This window comes from Flavobacterium azooxidireducens, assembly GCF_023195775.1.
GTDB lineage: Bacteria > Bacteroidota > Bacteroidia > Flavobacteriales > Flavobacteriaceae > Flavobacterium > Flavobacterium azooxidireducens.
Genome location: NZ_CP096205.1, coordinates 1816230 through 1831485 on the forward strand (window position 1 = coordinate 1816230; position 15256 = coordinate 1831485).

Annotated in this window: 3 protein-coding genes; all 3 read left to right on the forward strand. The window is 36.7% G+C overall.

Features of this window, described 5'->3' with window-relative positions; translation table 11 throughout:
* Positions 1 to 170: 170 nt before the first annotated feature.
* The 3 genes from M0M57_RS07995 to M0M57_RS08005 all read left to right on the forward strand — a co-directional run bounded on the left by M0M57_RS07995 (position 171) and on the right by M0M57_RS08005 (position 15124).
* A complete protein-coding gene (locus M0M57_RS07995; protein WP_248436654.1) occupies positions 171 to 5498 on the forward strand; it encodes a GEVED domain-containing protein in 5328 nt (1775 codons plus the stop codon).
* Between the two features lie 325 nt (positions 5499 to 5823).
* Positions 5824 to 8712, forward strand: coding sequence for a T9SS type A sorting domain-containing protein (locus M0M57_RS08000; protein WP_248436655.1), 2889 nt, complete (start codon positions 5824 to 5826; stop codon positions 8710 to 8712).
* Positions 8713 to 9283: 571 nt separating this feature from the next.
* Complete coding sequence (locus M0M57_RS08005; protein WP_248436656.1) at positions 9284 to 15124, forward strand: fibronectin type III domain-containing protein; 5841 nt, start codon at positions 9284 to 9286, stop codon at positions 15122 to 15124.
* Positions 15125 to 15256: the final 132 nt, after the last annotated feature.

Consider the following 15256-nt stretch of genomic DNA (forward strand, 5'->3'; position numbering starts at 1 on the left):
AGGAGTTTTTTTGTTATATAATAAAATGAGATTCGATTTACTAGCTATTGTTAAATTTAAGTGCATTTCACCGATGATTTAAGAATTTAAACGATTTGATAACTTTTGGTTAACATTGTCGATAAGAATCATCTTAACTTTATGTATTAATTTAATATTATTAACTATTTATGAATTCAAACTACATTTTTTTGAACACGCGATTGGGGTCGCAGTTCAATCGTAAGAAGTTGGAGCAAAGTGAACGAGATTCTTCATTTTCCTCCAATTTTCTTTCGTTAACATGGCTATCGTCATTGGCTTTGATGCTATCATTTTTGATGGGTCAAGGGGCGATGGCCCAAGTGTCTACGTACACTTTTTCTCAAAGTTCGGGAACGTATACGCCAATTACAGGAGGGACACTTGCGGCTTCTGGAGCAGGTCTTGATGACACTATTTTAAGTGTTATTTTACCAACGTCTTTTAATTACAATGGAACCACAATAACTACCGTTGGTTTTAGTCCAAATGGTTATCTTATTATGGGGAATGCAAACACTCACGGCTACATACCCATCAGTAACTCAACAACTTCTAGTGGAATAATAGCTGCATTAGGAACTGATTTAGTTTCTGCATCAGCTACTTCTGAATTGAGATGGCAACAGATTGGTGATGAAATTATTTTTCAGTGGAAAGAATTTAAAAGATATAATTCAACACCTTTTACAAATGAAAGTGTAAGTTTTCAAATTAGATTAAATACTTTAACTAGATCAATTTCAAATGTATATGATGGTTCTGCTTCTGTCAATGCAAGTATAGCCCTAGTTCCGCAAGTTGGATTAAGAGGCACAACAAACTCTGATTACAATGCTAGAAGGTTGACAACTTCAGTGCCAGATTCTTCACCTGCCTGGAATGATACAGCTGCCGCAACTAGTAATGCTCATAACGTAAGATTTACTTCTACATCAATTGCGGCGTTTCCATCGGCAGGTCTAACGTTTACTTGGACACCTTTAGTTTTAAGTCCATGCGTTACTCCAAGTGCATTGCCAACAGGATTATCATTTAGTGCCGTTACTACCACTTCTCTAAATGGTTCATTTACTGCAGCTTCTCCCGCTCCAAGTAAATATTTAGTGGTAAGAAGTACAAGTGCAATAGCACCAACACCTTCAAATGGAACTGTTTATACAGTTGGATCAACCACTTTAGGGGCAGGCACCAATGTTAGATTAGCTAGCAATGCAACGACTTTTTCGGATAGTGGATTAACATCAGGTACACAATATTATTACTATATTTTTTCATACAATGATTTGTGTACGGGGGAACCTTTTTATAGTGCCACAGCATTAAGTGGATCACAAAATACACTTTGTGCTACAGGAACTTCTTTAGGCTCAAATACAATTACACAAAATTCTGCAAACATTACTTGGACTGGTTCTGGAAATTATATTGTAGAGTATGGGCTTTCAGGATTTACACCCGGAACCGGAGCAACAGCTGGTGCAGGAGGAACAATAGCTTCTAGTGTTGCAACTTCACCATATGCCTTGTCTGGATTATTGCCTTCAACTACATACCAAGTTTATGTTAGACAAGTATGCCCATTAGGAGGATATAGTTTAAATTCTTCGTCTACTTCTTTTACAACAGCTTGTGCCGCTTTTGATGCTCCAACTACAGTTGAGCCTTTTGCTTCTGCTGTGCCTCCATCTAATTGTTGGTCAAGAAATAATGGTCTTTTAGGGGCTTCAACTACATTGACAAGTTCTACAGCATGGATTTTGGATGATTATGCAAATGTTACTTCTCCAGTTAACAATGCGGCTAGAATTAATATTTTTGGAACTTCTAGAAGAGATTGGTTAATTTCACCAAGTTACAACCTAGGAACTGGAGGAGAATATCAGTTAGAATTTGATTTAGCTTTAACTGCATTTGGGGCAACTACACCAGCAACATTAGGTGTTGATGATAAATTTGCAGTTGTGATTTCTACTGATAATGGCGTAACATGGTCAAATGCTAATATTTTACAACAGTGGACAAGTGCAACTCCTATTCCAAACGGTTTAGGAACACATGTTATTATAAGCCTTGCTTCTTATACAGGAACAGTTAGAATTGGATTTTATGGAGAAAGCACGATTAGTAATGTGGACAATGATTTGTTTATTGATAATGTTGTAGTTAGTACTATTCCCGTTCTTCCACCTAATTGTGCTACTGCTTTAATACCAGGAGATTTAGCAACAAATGTGATTAGAAATTCGTCAATATCTTGGTCTGCCGCCACAGGAGGCCCAACGAGTTATGATGTCTATTTTGGAACATCTTCTAACCCAAGTTTAGTAGCTAACGTTACTGCTTTAAGTTATACTCCGGCTGTTATGGCAGCCAATACCACATACTATTGGAAAATAGTTCCTAAAAATAATAATGGTGATGCGGTTGGTTGTGTTGAACAGTCTTTTACAACAGGATCAGATTTAAACTATTGTGCTTCTGTGCCAACTAGCAACGATGCATTGGGTATCACTCAAGTGGTATTAGGCACTACAACTGTTAGTATTCCTGATGTAACATACCAAAATAATACTGCTACTGTAGTTTCAGTTAATCAAGGTGCAACATTAAATACTCAAATAACGTTTGCCACCGGATTTACATATGATACTAATATTTGGATTGATTTTAATGATAATGGTTCTTTTGCCGATGCAGGAGAGTTAGTTTATACAGGAGTTTCCTTATCTGCTAATCCTACTACATTAAACGCAACTTTCACTATACCTATGAGTGCTACTTTAGGAGCTCACAGAATGAGAATTGGTACAGCAGACTCTGGTCAAGTTCCGCCAAATCCTTGTTATAGTGATTCTTATGGTGTAACTTTAGATTTTACTGTTCAGGTAAACCCTATGCCAACCGATACTCCAGATTATGTAAATCTTCAGTTCCCAGGCTCTGCTACTATATTATTAGGAGAATCTGCAACTGTTTATGCACGTGTGTATGAAGGAGGTTTAACAAATACAACTTCGGGTCAAGCACCAGGTATTGAAGCTTGGATTGGTATTAGCCCGATAGGTGCTGATGCTTCTTCTAACCCAAACACATGGACAACTTGGGTGCCGGCTACTTTTAATGTTGAAACAGACGGAAACAATAATGACGAATACCAAGCTACTATCGGAAGTACACTTCCAATTGGAACGTATCGTTATGCATCTCGTTTTAGATTAAATGGCGGTCCTTTTGTTTATGGCGGTTATGAGTTTAACGAATGGAATGGAACTTCAAGTATTAGTGGTGTTTTAACTGTTAATCCAAACCCAACACAATGTGCTACATTGATTTCTCCTGTTAATGGAGCTACGAATGTGCCGGTTGGTAGTTTAACGCTTACCTGGGCAGCACCAACTTCTGGCCCAACTCCTACGGGATATAAATTGTATGCCGGGACAACCTCTGGAAGTTTGTCTTTGGTTACAACAGTAACAGGCTTGACTACAAATGTTATTATATCAGGGTTTGAAACAACGTTCTATTGGCAAATTGTTCCTACCAGTGGTATTGGTGGTGATGCAGTAGGATGTGGAGAGTTTAGTTTTACAACTGAAATAGATCCTTTTGTGCCATATTGTTCGGGAGTTAATTATTCTGACGCTATAGAGCCAATTACTTTAGTGAATTTTGCAGGAATTAATAATACTTCAAGTAATGTAGTTAATGGTTCTGCTTCACTTGAAAATTTTATTGCAGTGACAGGAAATGTTACAGCTGGACAATCTTATTCAATGACTTTAAAAGGTAATACAGATGGTCCTTTTAATAATAATTTTAGAGTATTTGTTGACTGGAATCAGGACGGTGATTTTGATGATGCCGGTGAAACCTATAATGCTGGTTCAATTTACTCGTCTACTGGACTGGATGCTGTTCAAGCAGTTTCAAACATTGTGGTTCCAGCGAATGCTTCAGCAGGCTCAACTCGTATGAGAGTTAAAAAATTATTTGGCACTACGGATATTAATAATCCATGTTTAGGTTTTGAATATGGTCAAACTGAAGATTACACATTAATTGTTAGCCGTACATGGTATCAAGATTTAGATGGTGATACTTATGGTAATGATGCTGTAACTACCGTTGCTTCAGCTCAACCTGATGGCTATGTAGCAGTAGGTGGCGATTGTAATGACAACGCTAACACTATTTACCCAGGAGCCACAGAAATCTGTTACGATGGTATCCTTCAAAACTGTAACGGTGATTTAAATGACGGATGTCCGGTTGTTCTAACCCAAATTCGTCCTTATTTCTGTGGAACCACATTGCAATTTGTTAATTCTTCTATTTTAGCTAATACTCCTACAGGTTTACCAAACGGAGCAACTATAACCGGTTACCGTTATGAGATAACCAATTTATCTACAACGGCAGTTAGAGAAGTAGAAAAAACAATTGCGATGATTCGTATCAATGAAACGGATATTGCAGGTTTCAATACTGCTTATTCCATCCGTGTAATGGTTAGAATTAATAACGAATGGCAAGACTATGGAATAGCTTGTACTATACTTACTCCAGCAATTCCAACTACCGCAGTGAGTACAGTTTGTGGTCAAGTTTTACCATCATTACAATCTACTATCTATGCTACTACAGTAGTTTCATCCACAGGATATGAATTTGAAGTAAGTCGTATGGAAGGCGGAGTAGCTGTTGAAACAACTACAATCGAACGCTCGGTAAACAATTTCAAATTAACCTTGTTAAGCGGAATTCAGTATGTTTATGCTTCGGAATATCAAGTTCGTGTTCGAGTAAAAGCAAATGTAAATGGAATAGAGGGTTGGTCTAATTACGGAGCAGTATGCTCTGTATATACACCAGAGGCCCCAGAGGCAGCAATAGATGGTTGTGGAGGAGAGCAAGGTATTGCACCAGCCGCACTAAACACACCAATTTATGCTACACCATTAACGGGAGCAACACAATATCGTTTCACGTTAAGTGATGGTGTTAGCTATAACCAAGTATACACTACATCAGCACGATTCTTTAGGTTGAGTACCTTTAATGCATTGCAGACTTTAACGCCGGGTGGTCAATATTCAGTGACAGTAGAAGCTGAGATTTACGGTTATTTCTATGCCGGAAAAGATTGTAATATTTTAGTGCCAGGTGGAGCAGCAATACGATCAAATCCTATTGTTAAAGCAGAAGAAACAATCAAAGACATACCAACTGATTTCAAAGCAGTGGCTTATCCAAACCCATTTGCAAACAGTTTTGCTGTTGATGTAAGAACTTCCAACACTGAAAAAGTGAGCTTGACTGTGTATGACATGGCAGGAAGACTTTTAGAAGTAAAAGAAGTAAATGCAAGCGAAGTTGCTAACTACCAATTTGGAGATCGTTATCCATCTGGAGTTTACAATATGATTGTAACACAAGGTGAAGAAACGAGAACTGTGAGAGTGGTGAAACAATAAGTTTCTAAAAACTAAGATACTGAGCAACTGAGTTGCTGAGTTTTTATAAAGAGAAGCCTCCGAGAAATCGGAGGTTTTTTTTATAAAATCCCCATTTATAGGTATTTTTAATATAGATAAATGCATTAATTTTGAATAATCATTATGAATGTGTTGAAAAACAGGTATTTAATCGGAAATATTATCAACTTGTCGAGTTTTTTATGCTGGAGTAATGATGTTAACTAAATTTGATATTCCAAAATTCAACACACCCTTTTTTCATTGTTAACCAGATGAATTTCAGAACGTTTCCAAGATTGTATTCAACTAAATACATTTATATATGGAAACTAAACATTTACGTTTTTTTGGGCTACTAACAATTTTAGCCTTTGTTTTTTTACCTGTCCTTTCTATTGGTCAGGTAAACATGAATGCGACTGGGAGCTATTCTCAGAATTTTAACACGCTTGCGACAAGCGGTACAAACAACAGTTTTTTCAATAACAGTACTATTCCATCTTGGTATATTGAAAGAGAAGACGGTAATGCCAGTCCAAACGTCTATGCTGCCAATAATGGTGAAAGTAGTACCGGACGTTTTTATAGTTACGGTACAGGGACTAACTCTGACCGAGCGTTAGGTATTGTTAATAGCGGAAGTACAGACGATGCAGCTATTGGGCTTTTGTTAAGAAATACATCGGGTGTTACGATTACTTCAATTACAGTCACTTATACCTTGGAGCAATGGAGAAAAGGAGAAAGTGCTACACAAGGTATAACTTTTAGATACAGAACAAGCTCATCTTCATTTTCAGATTTAAATGAAAATTCAGATTTTGGTTGGACATCAGTTTCTGCTTTGGACGCTAACGGACCACTTAATGGTGGCCCATCTGGTTCCCGTGATGGTAATAGTCCAGGCAATCGAGTAACTAGAACAAATATTTCTATTCCGGGTTTATCTTTAGCTAATGGTGATTATATTATGCTTCGTTGGAGAGATATAGATCATAGTGGTAGTGATCATGGTTTTGGTATTGATGATGTAACAATTAATTATGAAGTACCGAGCGTTATTTTCCTAAATGACATAACAACCGATAACAACTCAGCAAATCCGTTTACAACAAATCAGGTTGTGGATGCAAATGCAACAGCTTCTGGTATTGGACGAGGTCCAGGTTTATCTTACAAATCTCGAAATGGAGCTTACAGTGCAGAAGATTGGTCCGAAAATAGTACGTTAAATCGTTATTTTGAGTTTTCTATCACTCCATCAGTAGGTTATCAATTAAATTTTGAAAGTTTTGATTATCAAGGTCAGAGAAGAAATAATGATGCTCCAGAAAATTTTTCTTTTAGGTCTAGTTTATCAAATTATGGAAGCTCAATAGGGTCAAATTATTCTACGGGTAGTACAAATTCTCATAATCGTTCGATAGATTTATCTTCAGGTACATATCAAAATATTCAAAGCACTATTACTTTTAGATTATTTGGATATAATGCTGACGATGATAATGGAGAATTTAGCATAAATAATTTTGCGTTTTATGGAACCGTTACTATGATTCCTCCATCGGTCTCAAATACTGCCCCAACAGCTATTTGTGATAATGGATCCGGTTCGGTAACAATTTCAGGAAATAATTTAATTCATGTGACTACAGTAACAGTAGGTGGAACTCCGGTTTCTATTGATTCACAAACTAATACGCAATTAGTAGTCACTGTTCCTCAAGGAGTTTCTGGGTTAGTGACAGTTACTAATGACGCAGGTAGTGCCAATGGAGCTACCATAACACTTTTGAATGCTGTAACTTATTATGCTGATCTTGATGGTGATGGATTTGGGAATGCTGCAAGTTCAATTTCAAATTGTACCGGACAACCTGTTGGTTATGTTACTAATAATTTAGATTGTGATGATACCAATAACACCATTTATCCGGGAGCAACAGAAATTTGCTACGATGGTATTCTACAAAATTGTAATGGCCAGTTGAATGATGGTTGTCCAGTAGTTTTAACACAAATCCGCCCCTATTTCAATGGAACCACATTGCAATTTGTTAATTCTTCTATCTTGGCAGATACACCAACAGGATTGCCTGTAGGAGCAACTGTAACCGGTTACCGTTACGAGATAACCAATTTATCTACAACGGCAGTTAGAGAAGTAGAAAAAACAATTGCGATGATTCGTATCAATGAAACAGATATGGCAGGTTTCAATACTGCTTATTCCATCCGTGCAATGGTTAGAATTAATAACGAATGGCAAGACTATGGAACAGCTTGTACTATACTTACTCCGGCAATTCCAACTACCGCAGTGAGTACAGTTTGTGGTCAAGTTTTACCATCATTACAATCTACTATCTATGCTACTACAGTAGTTTCGTCCACAGGATATGAATTTGAAGTAAGTCGTATGGAAGGCGGAGTAGCTGTTGAAACAACTACAATCGAACGCTCGGTAAACAATTTCAAATTAACCTTGTTAAGCGGAATTCAGTATGTTTATGCTTCGGAATATCAAGTTCGTGTTCGAGTAAAAGCAAATGTAAATGGAATAGAGGGTTGGTCTAATTACGGAGCAGTATGCTCTGTATATACACCAGAGGCCCCAGAGGCAGCAATAGATGGTTGTGGAGGAGAGCAAGGTATTGCACCAGCCGCACTAAACACACCAATTTATGCTACACCATTAACGGGAGCAACACAATATCGTTTCACGTTAAGTGATGGTGTTAGCTATAACCAAGTATACACTACATCAGCACGATTCTTTAGGTTGAGTACCTTTAATGCATTGCAGGCTTTAACGCCGGGTGGTCAATATTCAGTGACAGTAGAAGCTGAGATTTACGGTTATTTCTATGCCGGAAAAGATTGTAATATTTTAGTGCCAGGTGGAGCAGCAATACGATCAAATCCTATTGTTAAAGCAGAAGAAACAATCAAAGACATGTCAACAGAATTCAAAGCAGTGGCTTATCCAAACCCATTTGCAAACAGTTTTGCTGTTGATGTAAGAACTTCCAGCACTGAAAAAGTGAGCTTGACTGTGTATGACATGGCAGGACGACTTTTAGAAGTAAACGAAGTAAATGCAAGCGAAGTTGCTAACTATCAATTTGGAGATCGTTATCCATCGGGAGTTTACAATATGATTGTAACACAAGGTGAAGAAACGAGAACTGTGAGAGTGGTGAAACAGTAAGTTTTTAGAAACTAAGATACTGAGCAACTGAGTTGCTGAGTTTTATAAAGAGAAGCCTCCGAGAAATCGGAGGTTAACTTAAATGATTTAACAACATATAAAAGCGATTAAGTTTAAATAGTTTATAATTTAATCGCTTTAAATATGTTTTAAGTTATGCAAAAACAATTTATTTGAGTATAAATCTACTTGTAGTCCTAATTTACTTCAATGATAAATAAAGAAGACTAAATTTTGTTTTAAAATCAAAGATGCTTTCTAACAGCATATTAGAATATTTATCAGGTTTATTTCTACAATTACTTTTTTATATACGTTTATTTATGAGTGTTTTATGTTTTAGTTTTCTCTAATTATTGTTGGATTTATTGGTTATGATTATAATTACTTAACGGATTTATATTTAACATATTATTGTAAGAAAAAACACGATTAACATTAGAAAATACGTATTTCATCGTTAAAAATGTTTTTATATCGAATAAATTTAAAATTAAATTAAAAAAAGTTAGCTATATGCTCATTTGCAGTAATTTAGCGTAAAATTTTTTGATTTATAACCTTTTAAGTCATGAAATTTCAACTCAAATTCAAAAATATAGCACACATGTTTGGTAATTGTTCAAAAAACCTAAAACTTCTTCTGACAGTTGGGTTGTTTATTCTTTTTCAAAATAAAATAAATGCTCAAGTAAGTGCTTATTTTTTTAGTGAAGAGTTAAGTGCTTATACTGAAATAGTTGGCGGAAACGAGGCTTACGCAGCTCCTTGGGATAATCATACAGCTGGTGCAGCAGTTTTGGCAAACATCGGATTTACATTTGAATATGACAATGGTTCACATACAACTTGTTATATTAGTCCAAATGGTTTTATCACTTTTGGAACAACGCAGCCAATCGCAACAACGTATATCCCAATAAGTGCAGGAACTGCTTATAATGGAGCAATCAGTGCTATGGGTGCGGATTTAATTTCTACAACAAATGCAATTACTTACACTACAATCGGTACAGCTCCAAACCGTGTTTTTATAGTACAATGGAAAAACGCAGAAAGAAAATCGAATACAGGGGTTTTAAATTTTCAAATTAGACTTTATGAGACTTCTAATGAAATAAGACTACATTATGGTTTTTGTTTTCCGGATGATACAGCTTTTACAACTGCTCAAGTTGGATTAAGAGGACCTAATAACGCTATATTACCTAATGTAAACAATCGTTCTCAGGCCGGTGCAAACATTAATAGTTCTTGGTTTTTAAGAAGTGTAAAAGGCACAGCCAATACTCAAACTATGCGATTGAGTACAGTAGAATTTCCGGATAACGGTTTACTTTATAAATACGAAAGACCTTCTCCGTGCACTGTTCCAACCGGAACTCCTTCGGGATTAGTTATTGGAGGTTCTTCAATAACTATTAATTCATTTGCCGGAAATAGTTTTACTCCCGTAGCATCTCCACTAACACGTTATTTAGTTTTGAGGAGTACTGTAAACACGCCTCCAACTGCCTCTCAAATACCAAATGGGACTTATTGGGCTGTTAACAATGTTATCGGGGGCGATTATACTGTAGTTAGTACATCAAATGCTACAACATTTAATCAAACAGGCTTAGCAAATAACACAACCTATTATTATTGGGTAATTCCTTATAATGGCGATTGTTTAGGTGGCCCGCTTTATAATTTAGGAAATATGATTACAGGTTCACAAACAACTTGTATTCCTGCACCAACACTTGCCCCAACAACCAACAATACGGGAAATGGCTTTACAGTTAATTTTAATCCTGTTGTAGGTGCTACCGATTATCAAGTGGATGTGTCTACTAATAATACCTTTACACAAATTCTACCTGCATACTCAGGTGTTTTAACCGGTGGAGCAACCACATTTGTTGTGACCGATTTGCCTCCTCTAACGAATTATTGGTTTAGAGTACGTGCAGTAGGTTTAGGGTGTAGTATAAACAGTGTCTCTAGTCTGGTGGTTTTATCGTGCGGATATTATTTTATTCCTTACACACAAAATTTTGATACCACTACAGTAAACACAATTCCAGGTTGTTCTGTCACAGTTGATGATAATGCCGACGGTATGTCATGGAGAGTGCAAACTATTAATCCTGCTTCATCACCACGAGCCTTGTATCTAAATAAAAACAATACCGTTGCAATGGATGATTGGTTCTTTCTTCCGGGTTTAAAATTGGATGCGGGGGTTTCTTATCGTTTATTTTTTAGATATAACTCTACCAATTCCGGGGGGTTAGTAGAACGATTAAGAGTGCGTTTAGGATCGGGTCAGTCACCTGCACAAATGAGTTTGACTATTTTAGATTTGCCAAGCATTACAAACACAATATATCAATCAGCCTTTGTTGATTTTACACCTGTTTCTAATGATATTTATTATTTAGGTTTTCAAGGTTACAGTCCTGCAAATCAAAGTTATTTGGTCTTAGATGATATTAGTGTTACCATTGCACCTACTTGTTTTGAACCCGAAAATTTAACAATTTCTGCGGTTAGCAATAATTCTGCAACAATTGATTTTGATCCTCCAACAGTTGAACCCGCAAATGGATATCACTATTACCTTTCAACAGTGGAAACACCACCAACAGGAGCAACGGCACCAACAGGTTCTGTGCCATTTGGTTCTACTTCTATTCCTTTAACAGGATTGACTTCTTCCACCTCATATTATATTTGGATTCGGGGAAATTGTGGTCCGGGAGACACTAGTATTTGGTCGCAATTATTTTCATTTAGCACCGAATGTATCCCTCCTACATTTACAACAATAACTCCTGCTAACCGTTGTGGAACCGGAACGGTAAGTTTAGTAGCAGTTCCCAACGCAGGGTCGGTAACAGAATGGTATGATGCCCCAAGTGGCGGTAATTTACTTTTTACAGGATCAACTTTTACGACACCTCCATTAGCTACCACCACAACTTTTTATGCTCAAGCAAAGGCTGCCGGAGGAAATGCATCAGTAGGACCGCGTTCACCTAATTCAATTGCAGGTGCCAAAACTGCTTTAACAGCACCTTCGGGTGTTTTTATTACCGTTACAAATGAAACCGAATTGCTAGGGGTTGATATTTTTCCACTTTCTTCTGGGCAGAATGGCTTAATAGTTATACGAAATTCTCTAAATGTACCTGTAATTTCAGTTCCATTCACAACTACTGTGGTAGGAGGTAGCACACCTCAAACTATTCCAATTAACTTTGATTTTATACCGGGAAATTATACAGTAAGTCTTTCTACTGTTCCCACTTCGGGTTTAATTGGAAACATCGAAAATGTGTCTTATCCTTATACTTCCTCAGTAGCTACTATTAATGGTAATAATTTTGACAATTCATTTTATAACTTTTTTTATAATTGGCGATTTACAACCTCTTGTTATTCTCCATTTTCTCCAATTATCGCCACCGTAACTACACCGCCCGTATTAAGCTTGAGTTCAGGTTCAGCAATTATTTGCAGCGGACTAAGCACACCAACAATTACAGTTTCTGGAGCAGCTTCATTTAATACATTTACATGGTCGCCTAACACCGGCGTGTCAGGAAATGTGGTTGCCGGATTTACTTTTAATCCAACAGAACCAACATTATATACCTTAACTGCTTCGCAAACTTCCGGAGCGTTATGCACAGCTACAGCTACTTTTATGGTTACTGTAAATCCCTCTCCACCAACAATCACCATTGTTCCGGGAGACAGTACAGTTTGTGAAGGAACAATTCAACCCTTATCGGCAACATTTGGTGCTTCCGCAGCAGTTAATATTGTGAATGAAAATTTTGAAGGACCAAGCGGTTGGACTGTAATCAATAATTCTGTTGGAGGTAACGTGGCAAACGCAAATTGGACATTGCGTAATAGTATTTATACTTATGCTAGTGCTTATTGGAATTTTAATGCAAGCAGTAATGATGCCTCTCAATTTTATATGGCTAATTCCGATGCTCAAGGTTCTCCTAGCTCTAATTTAACCAGAACAATTTTAGAATCTCCTTCGTTTAGCTTAGATGGCTATTCTACAGCCGAATTAAGTTTTTGGCATTACCTACGATGGATTGCAGGAAACAAAGCACATGTTGAAATTTCTACAGATAGTGGAACTACTTGGACTCAAATTGGTGCTTATATCGGAATACAAGGTACTGCCTCCAATTTTGTAAATAGAACAATAGACCTCACGCCTTATGTTGGAAATAGCTTTGTTAAACTGAGATTTCTTTTTGAAGCAACTTGGGATTATGGTTGGGCAATTGATAATGTTCGTGTATCGGGAATTGTTGCAACAGCTGTTGCTTGGTCCCCTGTAGATGATTTATTTACCGATGCCGCAGCTACTGTTCCTTATGTTGCAGGTACTCAATTGGCCGTTGTTTACAGCCAACCAACACAAACCAGAACCTATAACGCAATTGTTACTACGGTAGACGGATGCGAATCTCAGTCCAATGTAACACTAACCTTTGATGCCCAACCAATAGCCGGAATATTAACCGGAAATCAGGTCTTGTGTGCAGGATCCTCTTTAGCAAACTTAGAATTAACAGGTAGTTCAGGGCCAATTGTTCGTTGGGAATATGCCGATGATTCTGCCTTTACAGTAAATCTAACACCAATTGCTTCAACTGCCACTAGTTTGACACCTCTAGAAATGGGTGTTTTTTCCAATATTCGTTATTTTAGAGTTGTATTACAAAATGGAGTATGTGCTACAGTTTACTCCAATGGGGTTGCCGTAGAATTTCCTACTACGATTTGGAACGGAACAACTTGGAGTAACGGTTTACCCAATTCATCAAAAAGAGTAATTTTTACCGGAAATTACACTTCTTCCGGTGATCTTGAAGCTTGTTCTATTGAAGTGCAATCGGGGATAATAACTGTTTTAACTAATCACAATTTTATCGTAAATAACCAAATTAATGTAACAGGTCCGCCTGCAACTACCAATTTTATATTTGAAAACAACGCCAGTTTAATTCAAATTAATGATGTGGTGAATACGGGTTCAATCACTTACCGAAGAAATTCTACACCAATGCTATCCTTAGATTATACCTATTGGTCTTCTCCGGTAGCTAATCAAATATTTAGTGCTTTTTCACCAAACACTCCAGCCAATCGATTTTATTTGTGGAACACAGCAATTTATAATTGGGCAAACATTTCAACCGCTTCCACTTTTGTAGAAGGTGTTGGCTACATTATCCGTGGTCCTGGAATTGCTCCTTTTAATACATCAACACCAAACGTTTATAATGGTCAGTTTGTTGGAGTTACACACAACGGAGATGTTCCTGTTTCTATCGTTGTAAATGGTTTGAATGACAGAAACCTTCTCGGAAACCCCTACCCAAGTGCCATTAGTGCCGATGATTTTATGGATGAGCCATCTAACGCAGGAGTGGTAGGAGGAACAATTTATTTCTGGACACACAATACACCAATTACCAATAATCAATACACCTCCAACGATTATGCGGTCTATAATTACACGGGTGGAGTTGGAACACAGTCTGCCACCAACCCCGGAATAAACGGCAATATTCCAAACGGAACAATAGCTGCCGGACAAGGTTTCTTTATGAAATGTATTGGAACCGGAACTGCAACATTTAAAAATTATATGCGATTGTTAGGAAGCAATAACCAATTTTTTAGAATGAACAATTCGCAAAAATCTTCAAATGCAATTGAAAAAAATAGACTTTGGATTGAACTTTCCAATAATCAAGGAGCTTTCAAACAATTGTTGTTGGGATACATTCAAGGTGCTACTAATGATTTTGATTATAAATACGATGGAGAACTTTCTGAAGTTGGAAATCCGGTTAGTTTTTATTCGCTTCTAAACGATAAAAAATTAACCATTCAAGGACGTGCATTGCCATTTGATGTTGCAGATATACATCCTATTGGATACAATTCGCCTATTCAAGGAGAATTTTCAATACAACTGGCAGCTTTTGATGGCTTGTTTACCACTCAAAATGTTTATTTAGAAGATAAATTGAATAACACCATTCACAACCTAAAAAATTCACCTTATTCATTCTTTACAGAGCAAGGAACATTTGATGGTCGCTTTGTGCTTCGCTTTACAAATGAAACATTAGGTGTAACGCCAATTTTATTGCAAGATGTTGCAGTAGTAAAAAATCATTCAAACATAGAAATTTTAGCTTCAACCAATCTGGTTTTAGATAGAGTGAATATTTATGATATGCGAGGAAGATTAATTACAGCTAAGCAAAATATTAATTCAAATACAACAAGTTTCACAAACCTTAACCTTGCTAATCAAATTTTGTTAGTTCAAATTTTTGATAAAAACGGAAATGCAGTTACCAAGAAAGTAATTTTCTAACCAACTTTTTAAAAATAATAGTCAAGCCCTTTTCTTTTGAAGAGGGTTTTTTTATTTTTACTAATTATGCATTTTTTATGATAAATAACCCCTCTTTTCGTGAATTATTTAGATTATTTTTTTTTGAAATGC